Source organism: Chitinophaga sp. GbtcB8 (genome assembly GCF_019091455.1).
In the GTDB taxonomy this organism is placed as follows: Bacteria; Bacteroidota; Bacteroidia; order Chitinophagales; family Chitinophagaceae; genus Chitinophaga.
On sequence record NZ_JAGXJN010000032.1, the window covers coordinates 82,810 to 106,112 of the forward strand.

General features: G+C 48.5%; 17 protein-coding genes. 8 read left to right on the forward strand and 9 right to left on the reverse strand.

Going from position 1 to position 23,303, the window contains the following annotated elements; translation table 11 throughout:
• Positions 1-5: 5 nt before the first annotated feature.
• Positions 6-1,082, reverse strand: coding sequence for a zinc-binding dehydrogenase (locus KVT36_RS23635; RefSeq protein ID WP_254640169.1), 1,077 nt, complete (start codon positions 1,080-1,082; stop codon positions 6-8).
• A 31-nt stretch (positions 1,083-1,113) separates the two neighbouring features.
• The gene (locus KVT36_RS23640) at positions 1,114-1,365 is read right to left on the reverse strand and encodes a hypothetical protein (protein ID WP_217605920.1); all 252 of its coding nucleotides are present in this window, start codon (positions 1,363-1,365) and stop codon (positions 1,114-1,116) included.
• A gap of 418 nt (positions 1,366-1,783) precedes the next feature.
• On the opposite strand from KVT36_RS23640, the gene KVT36_RS23645 reads away from it, so the two are divergent.
• The 7 genes from KVT36_RS23645 (at position 1,784) to KVT36_RS23675 (ending at position 6,674) form a co-directional block, all read left to right on the forward strand.
• Positions 1,784-2,128, forward strand: coding sequence for a DUF2243 domain-containing protein (locus KVT36_RS23645; protein WP_368670044.1), 345 nt, complete (start codon positions 1,784-1,786; stop codon positions 2,126-2,128).
• A gap of 51 nt (positions 2,129-2,179) precedes the next feature.
• Positions 2,180-3,280, forward strand: a complete 1,101-nt coding sequence (locus KVT36_RS23650; protein WP_217605922.1) for an L-dopachrome tautomerase-related protein — start codon at positions 2,180-2,182, stop codon at positions 3,278-3,280.
• 105 nt (positions 3,281-3,385) lie between these two features.
• On the forward strand, positions 3,386-3,769 hold the full coding sequence (locus tag KVT36_RS23655; protein WP_217605923.1) for a hypothetical protein: 384 nt from the start codon (positions 3,386-3,388) through the stop codon (positions 3,767-3,769).
• A gap of 57 nt (positions 3,770-3,826) precedes the next feature.
• Positions 3,827-4,462: a hypothetical protein gene (locus tag KVT36_RS23660; RefSeq protein WP_217605924.1), complete on the forward strand. Its 636-nt coding sequence runs from the start codon at positions 3,827-3,829 to the stop codon at positions 4,460-4,462.
• A gap of 40 nt (positions 4,463-4,502) precedes the next feature.
• A complete protein-coding gene (locus tag KVT36_RS23665; RefSeq protein ID WP_217605925.1) occupies positions 4,503-5,183 on the forward strand; it encodes an aspartyl/asparaginyl beta-hydroxylase domain-containing protein in 681 nt (226 codons plus the stop codon).
• On the forward strand, positions 5,183-6,139 hold the full coding sequence (locus KVT36_RS23670; RefSeq protein ID WP_217605926.1) for a hypothetical protein: 957 nt from the start codon (positions 5,183-5,185) through the stop codon (positions 6,137-6,139). Before KVT36_RS23665 ends, KVT36_RS23670 begins: the two co-directional genes overlap by 1 nt.
• A 4-nt stretch (positions 6,140-6,143) precedes the next feature.
• Entirely contained in the window at positions 6,144-6,674 is a 531-nt protein-coding gene (locus KVT36_RS23675) for an adenylyl-sulfate kinase (RefSeq protein ID WP_217605927.1), read from the forward strand.
• A gap of 81 nt (positions 6,675-6,755) precedes the next feature.
• On the opposite strand, the gene KVT36_RS23680 is transcribed toward KVT36_RS23675, so the two are convergent.
• The 4 genes from KVT36_RS23680 to KVT36_RS23695 form a co-directional block, all read right to left on the reverse strand.
• Complete coding sequence (locus KVT36_RS23680; protein ID WP_217605928.1) at positions 6,756-13,400, reverse strand: cellulose binding domain-containing protein; 6,645 nt, start codon at positions 13,398-13,400, stop codon at positions 6,756-6,758.
• Positions 13,401-13,544: 144 nt separating this feature from the next.
• Entirely contained in the window at positions 13,545-15,080 is a 1,536-nt protein-coding gene (locus tag KVT36_RS23685) for a RagB/SusD family nutrient uptake outer membrane protein (protein ID WP_217605929.1), read from the reverse strand.
• A 21-nt stretch (positions 15,081-15,101) separates the two neighbouring features.
• The gene (locus tag KVT36_RS23690) at positions 15,102-18,131 is read right to left on the reverse strand and encodes a TonB-dependent receptor (RefSeq protein ID WP_217605930.1); all 3,030 of its coding nucleotides are present in this window, start codon (positions 18,129-18,131) and stop codon (positions 15,102-15,104) included.
• 223 nt (positions 18,132-18,354) lie between these two features.
• A complete protein-coding gene (locus KVT36_RS23695) occupies positions 18,355-20,274 on the reverse strand; it encodes an RICIN domain-containing protein (protein ID WP_217605931.1) in 1,920 nt (639 codons plus the stop codon).
• A gap of 184 nt (positions 20,275-20,458) precedes the next feature.
• On the opposite strand from KVT36_RS23695, the gene ubiG reads away from it, so the two are divergent.
• The gene (gene ubiG, locus KVT36_RS23700; protein WP_217605932.1) at positions 20,459-21,259 is read left to right on the forward strand and encodes a bifunctional 2-polyprenyl-6-hydroxyphenol methylase/3-demethylubiquinol 3-O-methyltransferase UbiG; all 801 of its coding nucleotides are present in this window, start codon (positions 20,459-20,461) and stop codon (positions 21,257-21,259) included.
• An 81-nt stretch (positions 21,260-21,340) separates the two neighbouring features.
• Here ubiG and KVT36_RS23705 read toward each other — a convergent pair whose 3' ends face one another.
• From KVT36_RS23705 to KVT36_RS23715, 3 genes are all read right to left on the reverse strand, one after another.
• Positions 21,341-21,598, reverse strand: coding sequence for a tRNA pseudouridine(13) synthase TruD (locus KVT36_RS23705; protein ID WP_217605933.1), 258 nt, complete (start codon positions 21,596-21,598; stop codon positions 21,341-21,343).
• 40 nt (positions 21,599-21,638) lie between these two features.
• Entirely contained in the window at positions 21,639-22,397 is a 759-nt protein-coding gene (locus KVT36_RS23710; RefSeq protein WP_217605934.1) for an SDR family oxidoreductase, read from the reverse strand.
• 176 nt (positions 22,398-22,573) lie between these two features.
• Positions 22,574-23,303: sigma 54-interacting transcriptional regulator (locus KVT36_RS23715; RefSeq protein WP_217605935.1), on the reverse strand; the 730-nt coding region annotated here is incomplete at its 5' end.

Here is a 23,303-nt window from a genome sequence, read left to right on the forward strand (position 1 = left end):
TGCCCTCAAATGGTGAGGGCTACAAAAACGGCGTGGGTGTGTTCTTTATCCTGCGCCGTTTCAAAGGCTTTATTAATATCATCTAATGCAAAGCTGTGTGTGATCAGCTTTTTCGCATTCAGTTTTCCTTTGGCTAATAGCTCCAGGCATATTTCCATTTCGGGGTAAATGTCGCGGAATGAATAGCTGGCGCTTGGGATCAGCTGGATCTCCGCTTTCTGGATGCGTTGCCATTCCAGCTCAATGGCGGTTTTGCCGGATTCGAAACCACCCACGATCACCACCTTTCCACCAATCCTGGTAAAGGTGGTTGCCTGGGGCAGGGTAACCGGCATAGAGGGGCCGCCCGCACACTCAAAGGTTATATCCGCTCCCCTGTTTTTCGTAAATTCCATTACCTCTTTATAGCCGTCCTGATTTTTAGTGTTCACAACCGCATCTGCACCCAGCTCCTTCGCCAATTTCAGGGATGAATCTACAATATCCGTCACTATTACATCCGCGCCACAGGCTTTTGCAAGCTGCACTTGTCCCAGGCCAATGGGCCCCGCGCCAATAACGGCTACCTTATCATTTATTTTTATTCCGCTTAAATTGATAGCATGCAGGCAAACGGAAAAAGTGTCCAGCAAGGTGGCTTCCTCATCGCTCACATGATCCGGTAATTTGTAAAACTTTTCTGCAGGTCCTGCCACATATTGTGCAAAGGCCTGTGAAATTGTTCTCATCCGCACCTTGTACAGGTTAGGACATAAGTTATATTGCTGCACCCGGCACCAGTCGCAGGTTTCATCGCCAAGCAGGGTTTCCACCACCACGCGGTCGCCTGGCTTCACGTTAGTAACCTCGCTGCCTACTTCTATAACCTCGGCTGCCAGCTCATGACCCATGATCTTACATTTCAAATTCGGGTCTTCTTTTTTCCAGTGCCGCAGGTCTGTACCGCAAATACCGGCAACCTTTACCCTGGCTAGTACCCAGTGGGGATCGGATATTTGGGGCATTGCTACTTCTGCTATTTCAAATTCCCCGTTTTCTGTTTTAAGCGCTGCTTTCATAGTTTCTGCCATGGATTCTTTCATTTATTATTAAATTAATTACTCTTAAAGATGATCATGTTGCCTTGCCTTTGAGCTCCCAATGATCCTTTATCAGCTCACCGTTGCGGTCATATTTTAAGGTGCGTGCATAACGTTCACCTTTTATATTCCCATCCTCCATTTTTTCCCCAATGAATAACAGGATGGCATTCCCTTTTTCATCGGTTTTGAATGACAGGTCATTCCCTTTAAACACCATATCTATCATTGTTGAGGGCGCATAGGGTTGCCCTAATTTTTTCACAAGAGCCGGACTTAATTTCATATCTGCTTTTTTTGCGCTGGCGCAACATACAGGCCAACAGAACGATTGTATTACTGTGCTCAAAATACCCTTTGTGGAAAGATAACCTGCCACAAAAAGGGCTGATCTTCTACGTGGAGCTGATCCTGACCTGTAGCAAAATTACCGGGAGATTACACACCCCATTTTACCGGTTGCCAGTGTCTTTGGTTTTCCTGTTGCTTTGCATAACTAAATAAACCACTACCGCTATTACTACAAAAACAAGCGCCAAAAGAGGTACTAACATACAAATAGGTTTAACTGTTATTAATCGATGTTCATGGGAGAGCTTTGCCTTTACCTGCATTCCTGCAGATCCCTTTGTAATAAACAGAGCGCGTAAAATCGTGCCAGTGGTTTAGTCAACACAGGGCATAATAATTGTGCACCTGACAAAATTCCGGCTACCACGTACATAGGCAAAAGCATCAACATGTTCTGGGATGGCATCTTCCACTTCTTTTGTATGCTGGTTGTGCTGGCAGGCATTATTTTAATGTGGAAACTCTTGTCCCGGAAAGACATTGACCGTGCCGGTAAACTCTTTGGTGGCGGCTTATTGCTGGGATGGGGGCTCTTTAATATTGTGGAGGGCCTCATTGACCATCAGATCCTGAAATTGCACAATGTCATAGAATTTTCCACAGATCATAATACCGGCAACTTTATTTTTTTAGGCGTTTCAGTAATGATGCTGATCATTGGTTATGTATTGGTGAACCGTAAGCACCAACACCCGTAGGCGGTATCAAACTATGACATCAATATTTGCTCAAACATAAATCTGTTAGCTATGAACCGAAATTTTTCCGCAGTGTTACTTTTTCTCATGCTATCAGGCATCCTTGCATGTAAGCATGAACCTTTTCCGGGTGGTGATCATCACCAAAAGCTGGAGCTAGTTTTCAAGGACTCAGCCTATCAGTTAACAGGAGTTGCTAAGCAGCAAGGCGGGCTGTTGCTTGTAAACTATCCCCGCTGGTCTGATAAATATAAAAATGCGGTGGTGAGTGTGCAGGATACGATTCACTCAACGCCTTACCCTGACCAGGTGTTTAATAGCTGGCAACCCGGCACAGATGGCAGGAACAAATGGGTTTGTGTGCAGTCTGTTTATGTAGATGACAATAACACAATCTGGGTGCTGGACCCCGCTGCCCCCTTCCTAAAAACCATACAGGGACAGGGTGCTAAACTGGTTAAGATGCTGGGCAACAGGAAAATGCCTATGGAGATCTTTGACCTCAATGCAGTGCTGCCGGATACTGCTTATGCAAATGATGTGCGCATTGATGTAAGAAGACAATTTGCGTATTTAACGGAATCCAAGGGCGGCGGGATCATTGTTATTGATCTTGCAACACATAAAATGCGCCGGGTGCTGGCAGGTCACTACTCCGTTATTTCTGATCCTGCATTTAAATTCATCATTGACGGCCGTGAGCTGATGAAGGATGGCAAACCTGCGAAATTCAATTCAGATGGGATTGCGCTTACACCGGATGGTAAATGGCTGTATTATAAACCCCTGAGTGATGATAAGCTGTATCGTATAGAAACGCAGTACTTAAGGGACTGGAACCTTTCCGGCAATGCGCTTGAGCGCCATGTACAAGACCTGGGACATTTTTCAACCACAGACGGGATGATCTTTGACCGGAGCGGCAACCTGTATATGGGCGATCTGCAGCATTACCGCCTTTTAAAGATCACGCCCAGCCTTTCTATGCATATCATTGTGCAGGATCCGCGGCTGATCTGGCCGGACAGCTATTCCATAGCCGGGGGGTATCTTTATGTCAGCTGTTCGCAGATCCAAAAGCAGCCGGAATACAATAACGGCATTGACAGGCGAACCTCCCCTTATACAGTGTACAGGATCAGGATTGACTAAATAAACCGCCCGCAGCCTTGCGGACAATAACTGTGGCGCATACCAGGCTGTTGAAAAGTGCTTACCACATTAACTTTATCATCATTGACTGGTTTATGGTGCGTAATGAGATTGGAAAATCTCAATGCTGACACAACCAGGCCGTTATTGCTGTTACAGAGCAATGGGGCCGGGCAATACAAATTACTTGCAAGAAATGACCATGTGGTATTATGTATGGGTTGCGGCGGCGTTCATGGCGATCCATACCAGGGTATCACCATCAAGAATGGTTACTTTTCAATTGAACATTTTGGTGGCAGTGGCTGGCGGTGGACAAGGATCATTACTTTCAGATTCGATCTGAAAACGAAATCATTCTATTTACACCGGGATGCAGGAGAATCCTGGTTTATATCAGATCCGGATAAAACAACCGGGAATTTGTTCAGCAAAGAAGATTTTGACAAGCTGGCTTTTGATAAATTCTCTTACAACAAAGGCTGGTAGTGTACCCTGATTAGTATTTACCCGTAATAAATGAATCCCTTTCTCTAATATTGCAGCATGTTAGCGCTTCCCATTACCATACGGATCCCCACAGACCAGGAGCTGGATCACCGGCCTGATATTGACGGGATCCTGCACAAAAGGAGAAAAGCAAATATCCGTGAGGGTTATAAGCTGGAGCTCAATGAGGCCCGGCGTTTGCCTTTCCGGTTCCAGGCCACCATCAATATTGATAATGGCCGTTTATGGCAGCTGTTCCTTGCCCTGGCAGCCACGCTGCCACAAAAGGTAAGCTGCGTATACGGGTTGTATGAAGAGGAAAGTGAAACAACCGCTTTCCTTCAGAAAGATTTTGTATTGAATGAGCTGGAAAAGTACCGGGAAGAGCTTTCCCAGGAATGCCAGCTTGAATTTGGATTGCTGTTCCAGACAAAGGAAGTGCTTATTGAATTAGGCGTAAGCGAAAGTAAATACATCCGCTACTGGGGAGTAGAGCTGGAACGCTTTCGCCTGCTGATGCAGTCATTTCAGCTGCCCCCTGTAGAAGGGCTGGAGTTCATTGATGAATACCCCAAAATAGTAACGCCGTTACGGGAGCTGATACCGACGGCCAAAGCACCGGAAACGGTTGTTTATTACCTGGATCAGGCTTTTCATATAGACAGAAGGCCGCCGGATGTTCTTTTTGATTAATGAATATTTTTTAGATATTTAGGCCACTGTTAAAGAGCTAATGAACCACATAAAATTCTCCCAATCCTACAATACAGACACCCTTCGCAGGGAGCTGGAAGCGGTTTTAAAAGAAGACTGGCCGCAGCATTTCAATCAGCGGGACTTTAACGGCGACTGGCGAAGTATTTCCCTCCGCTCTGCCAGCGGGGAAAGCAACGACATTTACGCACATGCAAACAGCACATACAGCAATACGCCCGTGCTTGGCCTTATGCCTTATGTAACCGGCATCTTAGAGGCCTGGCATTGTGAAAAGGAAGCCGTACGCCTATTGTCCCTGGCCCCCGGAAGCCTTATTAAACCGCACCGGGATCCCGGATGCGCGTACCAGGATGGTGTATTCAGGATCCATATTCCCATTATCACTAATCCGGATGTATACTTTACCCTTGAAGAAGAAAAGCTGCACCTGGGCGCAGGCGAATGCTGGTACCTCAATTTCGCCGCCACGCACAGTATCGTTAACAATGGTAATACGCCAAGGGTACACCTGGTGATAGACGGCATCCGGAACAGCTGGACAGATGACCTGTTTGCCGCGCATGGCTACGATCTTTTAGCAGAGCATGCGCCGAAAAGTTATGATGATGCTACAAAAGCCAGGATGATAGCGGAACTTGAAAACATGAACACCCCTGCTGCCAGGGATTTAATTGCCAGCCTAAAAGCAGGAAAATAATGCAAGCTTCTTTAATAGTCAACTGGATCCCCTTCCGGCTTAGTTATACCAGCCCTGATGAATGGACCCTGAAATGGCTGGACCTTGGAAATGAGCGGATGATCAAACCATTCTTTGATGAAACGATACAGGTTTGCCGTATCAGGCAACGGCAAAGGTCGCTGCTGGAAAGCCTGAGCAGCGCTGATTTTTTAGCGGAGGCCAGTAAAGACTTAGCTTCGCTGGAACCCTCTGCATTTATTTTCCATGTTTCCCGCTGCGGCTCTACCCTGCTGTCGCAGGCATTTTCAGCGCCGGAGGAAAATATTGTGGTTGCAGAAGCCCCTTTGCTGGATGAAATTTTAAGGGCAGATGAAAAGCTGCCAGGCCTCAGTGCCGCTACCCGGGAAACCTGGTTCCGCCTGGCCCTGAAGCTGATGGGGCAGCAACGCAACTATAAAGAAAGCAACTATATCATTAAGCTGGATAGCTGGCATATTCATTTCTATAACCTGTTGCGGGAATGGTTTCCGCAAACGCCTTTCTTCTTTTTATACCGCAAACCGGATGAGGTTATTGCATCTCATGATAAACGAAGAGGCATCCATAGCGTTCCGGGAATGGTGAATCCTGCCTTGCTTAAAACAGCTGAACCCGCGCATTTTGGAGGCGATTTTAACCGTTATACGGCACAGGTGCTTGAACAGTATTACTTAAAGCTGCAGGAGATCTTCCGACTGGATCATCCGCGCAACTGTTTCTTTGATTTTGCCCATGGCGGAAAAGAAATGGTAGCAGCCTTCAGCGCATTTACCAGCATTCCCGTAAAAGATACGGACCAGGTGAATGACCGCCTGAAATATCACAGCAAATCAGCACAGGAGGTTTTTACACCGGAATCTCATGAAAACAATGAAAGATTCTTTTTTAATGATTGTCATGCCGCCTATGAGCAGCTAAAACACCTTACCCTTTAAGCAAATGGGCAATATCATCCAGCTTACCGGCTTATCAGGATCCGGCAAAACCACGCTCTCCAATGCTTTGTTTGAATGGGCAAACCAGCAGCACTTAAAAGTGAAGGTAATAGACGGCGATGTTTACCGCCAAACGCTTTGCAAAGATCTTGGATTTAGCAAAGCAGACCGCCTGGAAAATATTTCCCGTTTAGGCGCTTATGCCGGCTCCATTGCTGCAGACTATGATCTTGTTTGCATAGCAGCCATCAACCCCTATGAGGAAGGAAGAAATAAGCTCCGGCTGCAATACAGGGCTTTATTGATCTGGCTGAAGTGCGATCTGAAAACATTGATCAGCAGGGACCCCAAAGGGCTTTACCGGAAAGCGCTGCTACCGGATACCCACCCTGACAAGATCCATAACCTTACCGGCCTGAATGATACCTTTGAAACACCCGCCCTCCCGGACCTTATCCTGGATACGGATCAATTAGATCCGCAGCAGATGCTTGCACACACCCTCAGTTTCCTGAAACACAAACAATTGGTATAAATAATAAAGATCAATGCCCACTCTTGCGAGTGGGCACTGGTTTTTCTGTTTTCAAAAACCCGTTTTATAAATTGATCCCTCTTATTGCCTGATGATGATGCGGGTAGTTTCCTTTCTATTATTGGTTATGGTCATATAATATACACCTGGCGGCAACCCTGCAAAGGATACCGTATGCATGGCGCTGCTAATGCGCTGAACGCGCAGCACGGTCCCGCTGTTGGACAAAATGGTGATCCATGCATCCTGCAAAGGCTCCTGCATTTTCACATGCAGCTCATTTACTACCGGGTTGGGATATACGCTAAGGGCTGCCGGCTGGGACGGTACTGGTTTACCGGCTGCCATAACAGCCTGCCTTAATAACGCAGCTCCTGAAGCAGGCGCTGTACCCCAGATCAGCTGACCTTTGTAATACAGGGCTGTACGCGGGTTCAGGCTTAAAATACCCGGCTGGTAAGAGTAATCATTAGCCTGGTTAAAGGCGGACCAATTAACCTTTGCAATACGGTACTGGATATTGCCGGAATTACTGAGCGGATAAAGCGCGCCTGCAGCAGGTTTTACTTTCAGCTCAAAATAAGCGTCGGCACTGTCAGCCGCAGGGCTTAAGCGTACAAAGCTTCCGCTGATATGCTGCGCACCCAGGGCAGCATAATCTATCCAATAGTTCAGGGCCGTAATGCTGTCTTCAGCCGTGAACCAGTAACGTACAGAGAGGTCTTCATAATTCACAGGTACGTTCCCTTCATTAATGATCCTGACATAAGTGCTGATGGTATTCTGTGCGCTGGAAACTGCCTGGGTAGCTACTTTCAGGCTCACTACAGCAGCAGCTGCTGCCGGTTCAATACCCCATACCAGTTTACCGTTACGGTATAATGTTATATGATCATTAGCCGTATAGGAGCTATTGGGTGCATAGGAATAATCGCCTGTTTCCTGCAGAACAGCTGAATTCTTATTAGCGATCCTGGATTGAATAGCTCCGGAGCCGCCGCCAGCTGCCAGTGTACCTGCGGTTGAGTCAAAGCTGTATTCAATATACCCGAAAGCGCCGTTACGCGGCGTATCCAATGCTGCATATTTCATTTTCACCCTGCTGCTTCCCAGCGCTGCATAGTCAACCCAGGTATTAATGCCGGCAAAGTTCTCGGCGGTGAACCAGTAACGGGCTGTCAGCTCTTTGTAAGCAACCGGTATAGTATCAGGGTTCATGACCTTCAGATAAGGTTTGATGGTAGTACCGGCAATCTGGCTATCACCATCCATATGCTGCACCTGCAGGTTGAACGGTAATACATGTAATACCTGTTTTGCAATGGCAGGCGCATAAATGCTGTCGCCTGCCTGGGTGGCTATAATAGTATCGCTACCCGGTTGCAATATGTTTACAACACCGTTTGTTATGGTAGCCACTGTTTCATTGGCACTGGAAAAGCTAACAGGAAGGCCGGAAGTGGCGGTAGCTGTAATGCTAAGATCTGCATCGCCTATACGCTTAGTGGGCAAAGCGGTAAAGGTGATCTCCTGCATGGCCTTCATAGTACCGGCAATTTCAGCGGCTGTTAAAGCCCGGTTATAGATCCTGAACTCATCTATTTTAGCCTTCAGATTGGGGTCTGCTGTAAACTGTGATTTACCCAGGTAATTCTGCGTTGTGCTGCCAAGCGCCGCAGGTTTGATGCTTACGCCGGTATTAGCAGCAACCAGGTTTCCGTTAATATATAAGCTGCAGGTATTGCCCGACTGGGTAATGGCGAAATGTGTCCAGGTATTTAGCGGAAAGCTATAGTTATAGTTTACCTGTTGTTCGCCTCCTCCATTCTTGATAGCATAACGCACGATGGATTTGCCGGATGTAACACCCGCCTGTGGCGTAAGGAAAAGATAATTATTAGTACCGTTGCCGAAATCAAAGATGCGCATCCAGGTGCTGAGTGCATCCATTTTTACCCAGGTGGTGATGGTAAAATTATTCAGGGTGCTTAACACACCTGCAGGCAGTGATGCATAGGCATTTGCAGTACCATCCAGCTGCAGCGCAGTGGCAGCATAACCGGTATCACGTTTGGCGGCAACGGCAAGGTTGGCATGATTAGCGCCCCATACGTCGCGGCTGCGGGTATCACTTTGCTCATCAAACTTCCAGTAGCCATGCTGTCCAACATTAGGCGTTGCCGTTACCGGATCGCTGGCAGGGTTTATCAGGCCGCTATCCACAGAGGCTATTTCATAATAGTAAGTGCTTCCATTATTAACAGCCGTATCGGTGTACCGGGCAGCTGTAACAGTGTCCAGCGCGGTAAACGGACCATCCGGCCCGGTAGCGCGTTTCACCAGGTAGCGCAGCTGCTGGATGGCGTTCCATTCAACAATATTCTTTTTATCGCCTGAAGCCACCATCAAACCGCTTACAATATTGCTGTACACGGTGAGCGTAAGCGTGCTTGTTCCGGTGCCGGTTGCACCAGTGGCGCTCAGCTGTACTGCAAATGCGCCGTTTACCGTGGGTGTGCCGGATATTACACCAGTGCTGGTATCAATGCGCAACCCTGCCGGAAGACCGCTGGCATGGAAAATACCCGGCGATTTAATGGCTGTAATTGTATAAGTGAACGGCTTGCCGATGATCACGGATGCTGAATCAGGGCTGGTGATCACAGACGGTAAGGTACGGTCGTCCAGCAGCAGGATATCGTTGCCGGTGCCGCCCCTGTAAGTGATCCGGAAATTGAGTCCGTTCACCTTAACAAGCGACATTTCCGGTAAGCTGTCAAAGATGCCTGTTACGGCTGCAGTGCCGGTATTATCCACAATAGTATAAGAAGTACCGGCAGGAATAGTTGCTGCACCTATACCGGTGATGGCTAAACGCGGGTTGTTGAGCACTATACCGGAAACGCTTACCCGGTCGGCGTCGCCATTAGCGGTATTTAGTTCTGCGAGGTAAGCAGCATCCTGCCGGAGGGTAAGCTGCCCTGTAGTGAACCTGCCAATACCCTGGCTGCCCGGGGCCAGCATAGCGCCCGTGCCTGCACCTGTACCCACTGTTACTGCACCGGTGCACTTACCAATACCGCCTATTGTACCTGCCACCACACTGGTAGTGCTGGTGATCTGGCCTGTACTGTCTATCAACAGCGTACCACCTGTAACCGTAGTATTTCCGTTATAGTTATTGGCGCCGGTAAAACGCAGGATACCTGTACCCTCTTTAATGATGGTGAGCGCGCCGGTAATGATACCATTGAAAGTAGTATTGCTATTCAATGCGCCAATGCTTATAACAGGCGCACCATTGTCCCTCCGGAGCTGCCCGCCGCCTGACATAGCGCCAAAGCGGATAGTATCGGTAAATGTAAAGCCCTGGCCATCTGTAAAGCCGTTATTGAATATCCAGCGGGCTTTGGCGCTGCCTGCTGTAGCAACATTAAAGCGTATCCGGTGATTAGAGCTTCTGTTCACTGAAATGAACGTACCGGTGAATTCGCGGTTATCACCATTCAGCTGTAAGCCGCTGGTGCTGGCGCCGTCATGTTCAATAACGCCACTGCCCAACATTCTGCCGGCAAATGTGAGCCCGCCTCCATTACTGTACAGATAACTTTTTACGCTATCCTTTATAATGATATCATTAAAAAGTACCGCGGTGTTATTGTTCATCAATGCGCCGCCATTCATGATCACAGGGCCTGTGCCTGCAGGGCCTGATAATGGCGCACCAATAGCGCCGGTGCCTACGCCGGTCAGCGCGGTGGCGGTGTTGGGAGGCCATCCCCCGGCATTGGCGCCATTGAGGGTAAGGCCGCCGGTAAATGTATTAGCGCCGGCAAGGTTCAATGTGGCACGCCCGTTCTTCACAATACCTCCGTTCCCGCTTATAGGGCCGCTCAGGGAAATATCCCCTGCTATAGTATTGACGGCAACTGTGCGGTTTATTTGCATAGGCAGGTTAATCACCTGGGCATTGGTTGCATTGTTGATAATATCATTGCCCAGCAGTACGGTATCGCCGTTGATGGTAAAGGGGTCTGCACCTGCATTAAATTGTAAACGTGCAATTTCCAGCTTATCAATATCATTATTCAGCGTATCTGTTGTTGAAGTATTAAAGCTCAATAATGCGGGGCTTACAGGAGCAGTTTGACCTACCCAGTTAGCGCCATTACTCCAGCTGCCGGTAGCAGCAGTAGGGCCCCAGCTAAGGGATACGGCTGCGGGAACGCCCAGCACTTCCTGCGAGTTCGCGCTTTCAAGCGGTGTTGCAAAGGAAGTTATTACATAGTAATAATAGCTGCCGTTGCTTACTGCGCTGTCAGTGTATCGCGTGGCGCTCAGGTGGGATGCAATGGTTGTATAAGGCCCACCTCTTACAGCGCTTCTCTTTACGTTATAGGTGTTTGCCCCTTCAGCTGCAGGCCAGCTTATGCTGACCAGGCCATTTGCATTTTCAATGGCAGGCGCTGATGGTATGGCAGGCGGAAGCTGTAAAGTAACTTCCGCAGAAGCGGCACTTTCCAGCGAACCTGCATAGGCTGTAACTACATAGTAGTTATGACCGGGATAAACAGCCGCATCTACATAATACGTACCGGTAACTCCTGATACAATGGTTGTGTAAGGCCCTCCGGCAGTAAGCGAGTGTTTTATAGCATAGCTGGTTGCAGCTGCGGATGCCACCCATGAAATACGGATAGTGCTGTCTGTTTCCTTGGTAAGTGCAGGGTTTGCGGGTGGTACAGGCGGCACATTACTCACCACTTTCAGCATCAATACGGCAGATCCGGTACCACTGCTATTTTGCACGTTCAATGTTACCGGGAAGGTGCCGGTAGTATCAGGTATTCCGGATATGATACCTGTGGCACTATCAACTGCAAGGCCGCCAGGCAGGCCCGCGGCGCTGAATGTTGTGGCAGCAGGTGCAGCTGTAATGGCATAGCTGAATGCAGCACCCAGAACAGCCGTATCGGCTGTTGCGCTGCTGATAACAGGCGAACCTGCGGGTGACAGGTTGGTAATGGCTACACCATCAAAAACAGCGGTGCTCAGCGCCGAAGTATTATGCGAGCTTACACAAAGACCCACATATACCGGTTCTGCCATCGGGATCTCTACTGCGGAAAGGCAGGTCCAGCTGATGCTGTCAAATGAGTGATAGGCGGTGATGCGGGAACCAATTTTTTCCAGCTTTAACCAGTAAGGCCTGCCGGCTACATAGTGATCCAGGTAACCGCCGGGCGGGTTATTCCAGGATATGTTTGTTTTGCTCCAGGCAGCAGCGCCGCGCCACGTAGAGGCGATACGGTTATTCGGCTGCATGAACAGGCCTGTAAAACGCGCATCGTCGCTGAGCGATTCGCGGAACATGATGCCTGCTTTGGCTGCGGCGTCTGTATTGTCCATAGCCGTAATACGGGCCACAATAGCCACGTTCCCACTAACCTTCTGAAAGGCAAAGTTGAAAGCATCTTTAGACTGCAGCACTGGAACGGGTATATCAGCGCCTGCACCTTTCACCGTCCAGCTGCCATTGCTGTAAACGGCGCTGCCTGCAAGACCGGTAGCGCCTACATCAACATTAGTAAGATGAGTAACAGCTGCTGTAGCAGGATGCTGTACTGGTGAAAGGGCAACAGCAGTACTGGGGTCTGCGCTTTTCCGGTAAAGGAAGGTGGCGGCATCTTCACCCAGCAGATCCCGCATGGCAATTGTATATGGAGCAGGAATGCCTTTACGTAAAGTATAAGCGCCCTCAATAATATTGTACATTCTAAACCGCTGCTTTGCAGTACCATTGGAGCCCCATCCTGTGAAAAAACCATAGGTGCCGCCAAACGGAATAAACCTGAAGCCGGTAGTGTCTGTATGAAAGTGCGTATATAATTCGCTGATGGCCAGCAGGCGGTTATCAAGATCTGCAAACACATCTGTTCCCTGTTTCCAGGCTACTTCAGCACTCCAGGCCAGCGCTTCACCCTGTCCGCGCCAGTGGCCTTCATCACGGCCGGCATCTCCCACCTGGCCGTTAGGCAGGCTGTTAGCCAGCCCTCCGCCTGCATCTGCACGAAATGATCGGATAGCCTGGTTCCACTTTACCGGATCATCCAGAAAGGCGGCAATGCTCACAGCTGCTTTAAGCTGTATGGCCCCCTGGTTAAGCCCTCTTACAGGATTGGGCACATCCAGCTGTGACCAGATAACGGTACTGAAATAGCGGTTCACATTGGCAGTATTGGCAGCTGTCCAGCCGGGGTATGTGGATTTAAGTATATCCGCTCCCGTTACAAACATATTTGCCTGGTCGCCCAGGTCCAGGAAACTTTCATCCCCTGTCCAGCTGGTTTGGGTTACGGCCCAGGCATCCAGTATACCGGTTGCTTTTTTTGCGTAGGCGGTATCGCCGGTAAAGATCCACATGAAAGCCAGGTTGTGAACGGCCGTCATGTCATTGATCCACTGGTTCCTGTTAATGTCCGGAGCGCGGCTTACCGTAGAGAAAGGCCCCTGCATACCATATGAAAGCTGGGACCTTGCATCACTTTTAAAACTGTTGTAGGCTGTTAACCAGGGCTCACGGGTAATGTTCTGCTTCAGCAGATCCAGGTCGCTCCGGGTGAAGGGGATCCCCGGATGTACGAACTGTTGGGCGTTTGCTGCGCGTATGCTTAGTATGAGGCATAACAGCAGCAACGTTTTCATGATAGTAGTGATCATTTTCATAAGGGAAATTTATTTTTTCAATAAGGCGATATACAGATAATAAATAAAAGGTGGAGGAGTAGACACCCCTCCTTTCTTTTTTTAATCGTTATTGAGAAAAAGCTAACCGCTAAAAGCTAAAAGCTAAAGGCTAAACGCTAAGTATTACTTCCACGCATCATTCTGCGTAAGGATCCCCTGCGAACTGGTGATCATAGCCAATGGTATAGGGAATTTACTGTGCCGGTTGTAATCAAAGGCAGTACGCTGGTACACATTCTTTAACAGGTTCACGGTATAACCCGGCGATACTTTTTCATACCGCACCAGGTCAAACCAGCGGTGGCCTTCCAGGGCCAGCTCTATATGGCGCTCATGCCATATTTTTTCACGCAGCTGCACTTTGTCTGTGGTAGTGATCTCCGGTAATACACCTGCTGCTGCATATGATTTGTTACCACGCGCACGGTAGCGGATCTGCTCCAGCACAGGGAGCGCATTACCAGCCTGGCCAAGCTCGTTGCTGGCCTCTGCATATATCAGCAGCACATCAGCATAACGCAGGAACATGGGGTTTACATCCTGGAAAGAGTATTCACCGTTGTTCCAGTAAGACTTAGGCCATGTTACCTTTTTATTGGCGATGTTGGTATTGGATGGAAAATGCACGGTGCCATCTTTCGGTGTGCTGGCATCTTTACTGGTCCAGCCTTCTACCGTCTCTCCTTTAAAGAGGATGGTGGCCTCCTTGCGGGGATCTCCCGCTTCATAGCTATCTACCAATGCCTGTGCGGGATATAACACACCGTCTCCAAACTCGCCCGATACGCCCTGGTATTGCAGGTAAGGATTGTACCAGCGGCCAGACCAGATAGTGCTGGTGAACTCATATCCACCGGGCATCATGTTCTCACTGGAGTACAGATTACTGGGGCTGAAGAGCAGACGGTAGTCATTAAACAAGCTATATTCCCCGCTGGTCATTACGTCATTGGCATATTGCTGCGCTTTCGCATAATCCTGCCGGAACAGGTATACCTTTGCCAGCAGGCCCTGGGCAGTACCTTTTGTGATACGCCCGTTGTCGGCGGTTCCCCACTGCGACTTAGTTGGCAGGTGAGCGATGGCGTATTCAAGATCACTGATGATCAGCGCATATAATGCTTCCTCATTGCTTTTAGGTATATCATATTCTTCAGGAGAGGTGGGAACATGATCGCGGAGCGGGGCCTGGCCAAACACATTTACCAGCTCAAAGTGGTAATATGCGCGGAAGAATTTTGCCTGGGCCTCTGATTTTTCCGCCAGCTCGCGGTTCTTCATAGCGGCCGTGCGGTCTGTTACCTGGTTACAGAAGTTAAGGTTGGCATAGGTCCGGTCCCAGTATTGCTGCAGGAATCCCTGGCTGGCATCGTACGTGAATGACTGGAACAGGTTTAACGTTGTGCCGATACCGTTATTGCTGCTTCCTATAAAATCCTCCCCTCCCATTTCGTGTGTGCTGAAGAACTGGCGGCCAATGGTATACTCTCTCCAGCTCAGTGTTCCATAGATCCTGTTCACGGCAAGGTCCACATTCTTTTCATCAGCAAAGAACTGGTCATCGGAAACCACACCCTGCGGCGTTTTCTCCAGGAATTTTTTACAGGAGTTAAAAGACAGCAGGCATGCTGCCAGGAATATATATTTAAGATTGCTCATTGTCTTACGCTTGAATTGATGTTAAAAAGTGAGGTTTGCGCCTATCCTTGCAGTACCGGATACGGGATAGGTACTGAAGTCGGTACCCATTTCCAATGGGCTTACATTGGCCACTTCCGGGGAAAAGCCTTTATACTTTGTGATGTATAAAGGGTTGGTAAGATTTATATACAGCCGGAGGTTGGAGATCCTGATCCTGTTCAGCAGCTCACTGCTAAGGTGATATCCCAGCTCCACGTTGCGGATCTTACCATAGCTGCCATCCTGCACATTAAAGCTGGAGCCCCATGAGTTGCTGGTATTTGCTGCCAGGCGGGGCATATCAGTGTTGGTATTGGTGGGCGTCCAGGCATTCAGCCAGTCCACATGCAGATTCGTGTTGGCAGAATTGATCTGGTTGCGGGCGGAGTTCCATATTTTGGCGCCAAAGCTGCCCATGATGTCTATTGCGAAATCAAAGTTCTTATACGCAGCGGTGAGTGTAAGGCCGCCAATGAACTTAGGATGCGGTGAACCTATATTCGTTTGGTCGTTACCGGTAATATAACCGTCGCCATCTATATCAGCATAGATCAGATCACCTGGTTTGGCATTAGCCTGGTAGGGTTTTCCCTGATCATTCTTATTGTTATATTCAGCTATCTGCGCATCGCTCTGGAAGATGCCGGCCACCTTGTAGCCATAAAAATAACCTATGGGCTGGCCTTTCTCACCTCTATGCACAGAGCCTGACATCCACTGTGAACCGGTGATAATCTGGTTGCCAAAATTGAGCACAGTATTTTTGTAAGTGCTTCCGGAGAAGGTTACACCATAGCTGAAATCTCCTATATGATCGTTCCAATTCACCAGGAATTCAAAGCCGCGGTTACGGATGCTGCCAATATTGGAGTAAGTAGGCGTAATGCCTGTAGACCCGCCTGGGATGGGGATAATGAGCAACAGGTCTTTTGTAACGCGGTTAAAATAATCGAACTCAATGCTGAGCCTTTTCTTTAGCGTAGCAAACTCAATACCCAGGTCAGTTTGTTCCGTGCGCTCCCATTTAATGTTGGGATTAGCCGTGGAAACCACCGTACCATTTGAATAATAAACACCATTAAAAAGCGCATTATAAACAGGGTCCTGGATAACGGAGCTGTAAGCAATGTAGTTATTGATCTTGTTATTACCTACCTGTCCCCAGCTGGCGCGCAGCTTCAGGTTATCCACCCAGCTAAGCTTACGCATAAAATCCTCTTCAGACACACGCCATCCCACTGCTACGGAAGGAAAGTAACCATAACGGTTGTTAGGCCCGAATTTGGAGGATCCATCGGCACGGAAGGTACCGGTAAAAAGATATTTATCCTTAAAGGAATAGTTGGCACGGAACAGGTAAGAGAGCATGGACTCACTGTAAGCCTGGCTGGTAACGCTTACGCCGCCTGCCGGTGCAGCACCCAGGTATTGGTAATCCGGGTAATCAAATGCCAGGTTCTGACCTACGCCTTCCAGCTTGTTATAGTACCCATCCTGCGCAGTGATACCCGCCAGCAGGTTCAGATGATGATCATTACCGATCTGCTTATCGTAGCTAAGTGTATTCTCCCACAACCATGTTTTATTGTTTACATGGTTTTCTGTGAGGGAGTTATTAGCATGGATCTGGTTAGGGCTTGAAATGGTGTAGGCTGGCTCAAAATAATGGTAGCGGTCATACGCGTAATCAATACCGTAGCTGCTGCGGAACGCCAGCCCGGGAATGATCTCGTAATTCAGCCAGCCATTGCCTACAAAGCGCAGGGAGTTATTATTGGCATCCTTACCATAATAAAGCGCAGCATAGGGATTAATGATATCAGGATCCTGACCGGGATTAAAATTGCCATTGTCGTCATACACCTTAATCAGCGGCGACACACGTACCAGCGCATTGAATACGCGGGCCCCGGCGCTGCTGCCTACGCCGGTTATATTGGAATTGCTCATGGACAGGTTATGGCCTATCTTCAGGCGTTTGCTAAGGCGGTATTCATTATTGGCACGGAGGGTAAAACGGTCATAGTCTGTGAACTTCATCACTCCTTGCTGTTTGAAATAACCGCCGCTTATATTATAACTCACGTTTTCACTGCCGCCAGCAATAGATAGCTGGTAATCCCTTACCCATCCCTTTTGGGTGCTTTCATCGAGCCAGTTGGTGCCTTTGCCCAGCGAAGCCGGATCCGGGTAAGTACTGGTACCGGTGATCATATTCTGCAGCGTAGCATACTGGCTGGCATCTGCCACCTTGTAACGGCGGGTAAGGAACTGGAACCCTTCACTGCCGCTGAAGTTGAAAACCGGTTTACCGTTTTTGCCCTTTTTGGTGGTAACCAGTATCACACCATTGGCGCCGCGGGAGCCATAAATGGCGGTAGCGGAAGCGTCTTTAAGGATCTCCATGGAGGCAATATCGTGGCTGTTGAGGTACTGGATATCATTCACAAACATACCATCCACCACATACAATGGATTAGGATCGCCATTGGTACCAATACCGCGTATGCGGACAACGGGCGCATTACCTGGCTGGCCCACATTCAGGATCTGCACCCCGGGGGCTTTGCCCTGCAGGGCTTCTGCTGCATTACTGCCGCTTATTTTTGTGATATCAGCCGCTTTCAGGCTGGTAACCGCGCCGGTAAGATCTGACCTGCGCTGCACACCATATCCTACCACTACCACATCCTGCAGGCCCACCGCCTCAGACCTGAGCGTAACACTCAGCGGGCCGGAACCATCTGTGAACAGCTCCTGCGTGGCGCTGCCCATCATGTTAAAGACCAGCACTCCTTTGCTGTCAGGGACCACAATGCTGAACTTACCTTCAGCACTGGTAATGGTGCCCCCTTTGGCATTCTTCACGGTAACACGGACGCCGGGCAGGGGGTTCCCGCTGGAGTCTTTTACAATACCTGTTACCGTTTTTTCCTGGGCGTAATCTTTACCTGGGATCAGTAAAACGCATAGAAAGAATAATAGTGCAGGACAGCAAGCCTGCAAGTACAAGAATAGACTTTTTTTCATCTCGGGAATTTGTTTTATAAAAAGGAAATTTTCATTGTTCGCTATAGTGTATCCCCACTCTCTAAAGGGCTAAAGCCCGCATCGTTGAAATATTCTGGTTGTATCAGCTGGTGACAAAAATACCCTTCCAATACCAGGACCCAGGGGGGCCCATTCGTAAAAGAAGGGTATATTTTTCGCCTGGATCAGCCGCTTATATCCCCCTGTATGGCGCTTGTATAGATTACTTTATGATCTTCCGGGTGATCTTTGCTGTTCCGTTGCTAACGGTGATAAAATAAACACCCGGTACAATGTTGCCCAGGTCAATAATATGTTTGCGTGAGGTTTCCCGTCCCTGGTATAATACCCGGCCTGTGAGATCGCTCAGCGTGATCACAGCCTGCCCTTTTAATAATGAAGCAGGAATAGTGACGGTAACATTATTTACCGGCGGATTAGGATAAACAGAAAGACTATCGCTGTTATAATTGATCTCCTTTGTGACCGGCATGGCCAGCCTGGCCGCTGTACTGCTCACCGGCACCAGCTGCCATTGCTGGTTCTTACCACTGTTGTAGGTCCACTGCTGTATGTTGGCCCCGTCAGTTAACGCGCCTGCATTTACATCTACTGCTTTGCCGCTGTGCACCGGCGTTATCCTGTAAAAGCCGCCGCCTGCAGGTACAAAGGTGAAGCGCTGGTTATTGGCGCCGGTGGATTGCCAGATCTGTACATTGGCCCCATCGGCAGTACTCATTCCATTTATGTCCAGGTTCTTACCACTGCCAACACCCACAATTGTGTACTGGCCATTACCGGTATTGGTGATCACCCATTGCTGGCACGCACAGTCGTTGGAGGTCCACTGCCGCACATTAGTGCCGTTGGCAGTACCATTATTAGCTACATCCATTGCTTTGGCGCTGTGGCGGGCAAAGATCTTGTAGGTGCCATTGGCAGGGCCGCCGGCAGGCAAAGGATCACGGGTAAAAGTAAGCGAGCCAAAGCCCAGCTGATCGAAACCGCCGCTGGCAGTGCCGTAGTTGCCGCCACCGCCCTCCGGCCGCTGAATAGCTGCAAAAGCTGCCATAGCAGGTACTGAAAGACCCATGCGGTTAGCATAGTGGTTATACACCATTTCCCATACAGGGCGTATGTTTCCCCTGGCTGAAGCAGAGATCACCGTTTGTGAGGATGCAGCGCAGTTCTGGCCTGTTCCCCAGTTGTAGGTAACATAAGGCACATCGCCGCCATTATTATATTGGGCCACATATTCCGCTCCCTTCATAAAGCGGTTACTGTCGTAGCCATACATATCATCGCCCTGGTTCCAGGCCATTTCACAAAAGGCGCCCATCAGGCCTATGCCCAGGGTGCAATGCCCCTGATCACGGCCGCTTTCCTGCCACTGCCCTAATGTTGATGAATGCAGGTACCATACCGCATGTGTAATGGAGCCGTTACCGGCGCCGTTCTTGAAATAATCGATGGCGCGGTTATAGAGATCGCGCCGGTCGCAAAGCACACCCAGGGAAAGGATGAATGCCATGTTACAGAGGTCCCAGTTAGCCCAGTAGTTAGTGATACAGGCGCCGTTGTGATTATTCAGGAAGTCGTCGCTAAGGGGATAGAATTTGGTAAGCAGCATGTTCTTAAACCGTTCAAAATCAGCGCTTGCCCAGCCACTATAGGTACGCATGATCTCCGCCGCATTGGCGAATTCATAGCCGTAGATGCCGGCTGCCAGGAACCGGTCTGCATTGCCGGTAACCTGCTGTAAGGTGGATGACCAGGCGTTCATGATCTCTATGGACTTGTTAGCATAAGCTACATCACCGGTGATCTTCCAGCGCAGGGCAGTCTGATAAGCTGCTGCTATATCGTTCATCAGCTGACCGTAGTTCTGGCGGTCGCCTCCCCTCCTGACAGTATCTACGGGACGGGCGGTCCAGTTGAGCTGCGACCTTCCATTAGCCAGCAGGATATCCCAGCTGCCTTTCCAGGGCTGGGCGCCGGCATTCACTTTTGTACGCATGCGGGCAAAATCAGCTTCTGTGTGCAGCAGGCCGGGATGAATAAAGGATTGTGCAGCCAGTTGATGGGTTATCATCAACAGCAGGCAGCATAACAGGGTGTTTCCAAAGGAAATAGATGTTTTCATAATCGTGGGTTTTTAATAAAGGCTCTTTTGGGTTATAGGTATGCTGCAAAAGTATCCGGCGCTACCGGCAATAAGGGGGAACGGATTCGGAAAAAAAGGGTATATTTTTCGCCTTGCTTTTCAAAAAAATAGGCTACATTCAGTATACCCCAATAATACCAACACACCCCAACAATAGATCTATATGGAAAAAACAAACCAAAACGTCTACAGCAGGATTGACAATAATCTTTACAACGCGGACGAAGATATCTGGTGGAAGCCGGATACCATTTTACATCTTTTAAAAACCTCCATTAATCCATGGAGAGTAGGCTATTCAGCCAGCATCATTAAAAAGCTGGGTATTATATCCACGGGCAAAACCGCGCTGGAAGTAGGTTGTGGCGGAGGTATCCTGGCTGAAGAGATCTGCAAAATGGGATTTACCACCACCGGCATTGACCCCTCAGACAATTCCCTGCAAACAGCCCGGAACCATGCGGTTACCAGCGGGCTGGATATAAAATATGAAAAAGGCACGGGGGAGCAATTGCCTTATCCGGATCACTCATTTGATTGCGTTTTTTGCTGTGATGTGCTGGAACATGTAAGGGACCTGCCTAAAGTAATATCCGAAATCTCCAGGGTACTGAGACCCGGTGGTATTTTCTTCTATGATACCCTTAACCGTACTTTCATAAGCAAGCTGGTAGCAATAAAGATCTGGCAGGAATGGAAGCGCTGGGCATTCATGCCGCCCAACCTGCATGTATGGAAAATGTTCATTAAACCGGACGAGATCAAACTCCTTTTGGCTCAAAATGGTTTTAAATGGGCAGAACACAAAGGCTCACAACCCAATATTTCTATCCCAAAGATGTTACGTTATTTGAGGAAACGGGTTAAAGGGGAATGGACCTACGAAGACCTGGGAAAAAACCTCCGGTTAGTGGAGAGCAATGATATGAGTATCCTGTATGCGGGATATGCAATGAAGAAATAACAACATTTGGCTTGCCGGCAGATCCCGGAAAAACTACAAAGGCCGCATGAAATGCAGCCTTTGTAATTAATTGCAGGGTCTTCATGCGGCGTCATTCCCTTCCACCACAATCGTACCCTTTACTCCAGTGGATGAAGAAATTGCATAAAGCATCTTACCATCACCCTGCTTAGAATTTCCATCAACCCGGTCAATCTCATCCACATGAAAATCTTCCGGATCAAGTCTCATATCTAGGTCACTGCAATACAAACAGGAAGTTTGTGTTGTAAAATCATCTTCATAACCTTTTTTCCTGAGGTCTGACAAAGCATTGTCAAGTGATTCATAGTTTTTCATATGATTAAATTTTTTGTGGTTGATCAACTGTTGTTTGCCTTTAAGCCACCTTCTGTGGCTGGCTGCTCCACCATTTTTCAAAATTAATCTTCCCGAATTCGGCCTCTCCGGCAGGTACCAGTGCAGTATGTGCAATCTCTCCGCCATAGTAGGTTGGCTTACCGTCAGACACTACTTTGCGCGGATCATTGATGTGCTGCAGATAACGGGCAACCACTTCATACATGTCAAAACGCTCAGGGCCGGCTATTTCTACATTGCCATTAGCAGGAGCTGCCTGGGCATATTTGGCAACGAAGAAGGCTACATCATCTGAAGCAATGGGCTGGAACTTTACATCAGAAAGATGTACTTCGTTTCCGTTTGTAGCCTGATCAGCGATACCTTTCAGAAATTCAAAAAACTGAGTGCTACGGATAATGGTATAAGGCACGCCGGATTGTTTGATCAGGTCTTCCTGAGCTTTCTTGGCCCGCATGTAACCGATGTTCTGCATGATGTCAGTCCCAACAATAGAAAGCGCAACGTGATGTTTTACACCGGCGTTGATCTCCGCTGCCAGTAGATTGCGGCCTGCTGTCTGAAAAAATTCCAGCACAGCTTTATCTTCAAATGATGGAGAGTTAGCCAGGTCAATAACCACATCGGTATCTTTCATGGCTTCAGCCAATCCCTCTCCGGTGATGGTATTAATACCCGTTGCAGGAGAGGCTGCAATTACCTGGTGCCCGCTCTGACGAAGGTTTGCAACTACTTTGGTGCCAATGAGGCCTGAGCCTCCGATAACTACGATTTTCATAATTTTTATTTTAATTGTGATAACCGTAAAAGGCCAACCAAATGCCAAGAACCTAAATCAACTGATAACCAATGAGATAAGGAAATACAGACTTGTTATTTTTCACTGTATTTCGTGAAAGCACAAAACCCCTCACCATATAAAGGGAGAACGGCGGGAGTTATTAGGAGGATTGCTCACCCAAAATAATCGCTCTTGCTGATGCCTAATTTTTTCATTTTAGAGTGTAGCGTATTGCCGGGGACCTTCAATATTTCAGCAGCGCTGCCGGCGCCTGAGATCTTGCCGGCACAACGTTTCAGTATTTCAATAATGTAACCGCGTTCAACTTCTTCCAGTGAACGGTTTAAAAGATACGCCGGTTCCTGTTTTTCAGCATCGGTATGCTGGGGTATATATACATCATCCAGTGTGCCGTCGGTTGACAGTAATATGCTGCGTTCTATTAAATGCTCCAGCTCTCTTACATTGCCCGGCCAGGTGTAGCTGCGTAATTGTTGTATTACTTTAGGCGCTACTTTCCTGATCTTACGGCCGCTGTTCCTGCTGTACTTCTGTACAAAAAAATGAGTGAGCGCTTCAATATCTTCTGACCGTTCACGTAAGGGAGGCAGGTGAATAGGAAATACATTTAAACGGAAATACAGATCCGCACGAAAACGGCCGGCTTTTACCTCTTCTTCCAGGTTACGGTTGGTGGCTGCAATCAGCCGTACATCAATTTTTATGGTATGCTTGCCGCCCAGGCGTTCCAGCTCGCGCTCCTGTATTACACGTAATAATTTTGACTGTGCTTCCAATGGCAGCTCCCCAATTTCATCCAGGAACAGCGTACTATTATTGCCCAGCTCAAATTTACCAATGCGCCGGTCAATAGCCCCGGTAAAGGCTCCCCTTTCATGACCA

Excerpts from the sequence above, each read along its gene's own strand:
- KVT36_RS23635 (WP_254640169.1), bottom strand. The coding sequence starts at position 1,082 with ATGAAAGAATCCATGGCAGAAACTATGAAAGCAGCGCTTAAAACAGAA.
- KVT36_RS23640 (WP_217605920.1), bottom strand. The coding sequence starts at position 1,365 with ATGAAATTAAGTCCGGCTCTTGTGAAAAAATTAGGGCAACCCTATGCG.
- ubiG (WP_217605932.1), top strand. The coding sequence starts at position 20,459 with ATGGAAAAAACAAACCAAAACGTCTACAGCAGGATTGACAATAATCTT.
- KVT36_RS23710 (WP_217605934.1), bottom strand. The coding sequence starts at position 22,397 with ATGAAAATCGTAGTTATCGGAGGCTCAGGCCTCATTGGCACCAAAGTA.
- KVT36_RS23650 (WP_217605922.1), top strand. The coding sequence starts at position 2,180 with ATGAACCGAAATTTTTCCGCAGTGTTACTTTTTCTCATGCTATCAGGC.
- KVT36_RS23690 (WP_217605930.1), bottom strand. The coding sequence starts at position 18,131 with ATGAAAAAAAGTCTATTCTTGTACTTGCAGGCTTGCTGTCCTGCACTA.
- KVT36_RS23655 (WP_217605923.1), top strand. The coding sequence starts at position 3,386 with ATGAGATTGGAAAATCTCAATGCTGACACAACCAGGCCGTTATTGCTG.
- KVT36_RS23695 (WP_217605931.1), bottom strand. The coding sequence starts at position 20,274 with ATGAAAACATCTATTTCCTTTGGAAACACCCTGTTATGCTGCCTGCTG.
- KVT36_RS23705 (WP_217605933.1), bottom strand. The coding sequence starts at position 21,598 with ATGAAAAACTATGAATCACTTGACAATGCTTTGTCAGACCTCAGGAAA.
- KVT36_RS23675 (WP_217605927.1), top strand. The coding sequence starts at position 6,144 with ATGGGCAATATCATCCAGCTTACCGGCTTATCAGGATCCGGCAAAACC.
- KVT36_RS23680 (WP_217605928.1), bottom strand. The coding sequence starts at position 13,400 with ATGAAAATGATCACTACTATCATGAAAACGTTGCTGCTGTTATGCCTC.
- KVT36_RS23685 (WP_217605929.1), bottom strand. The coding sequence starts at position 15,080 with ATGAGCAATCTTAAATATATATTCCTGGCAGCATGCCTGCTGTCTTTT.
- KVT36_RS23660 (WP_217605924.1), top strand. The coding sequence starts at position 3,827 with ATGTTAGCGCTTCCCATTACCATACGGATCCCCACAGACCAGGAGCTG.
- KVT36_RS23670 (WP_217605926.1), top strand. The coding sequence starts at position 5,183 with ATGCAAGCTTCTTTAATAGTCAACTGGATCCCCTTCCGGCTTAGTTAT.
- KVT36_RS23665 (WP_217605925.1), top strand. The coding sequence starts at position 4,503 with ATGAACCACATAAAATTCTCCCAATCCTACAATACAGACACCCTTCGC.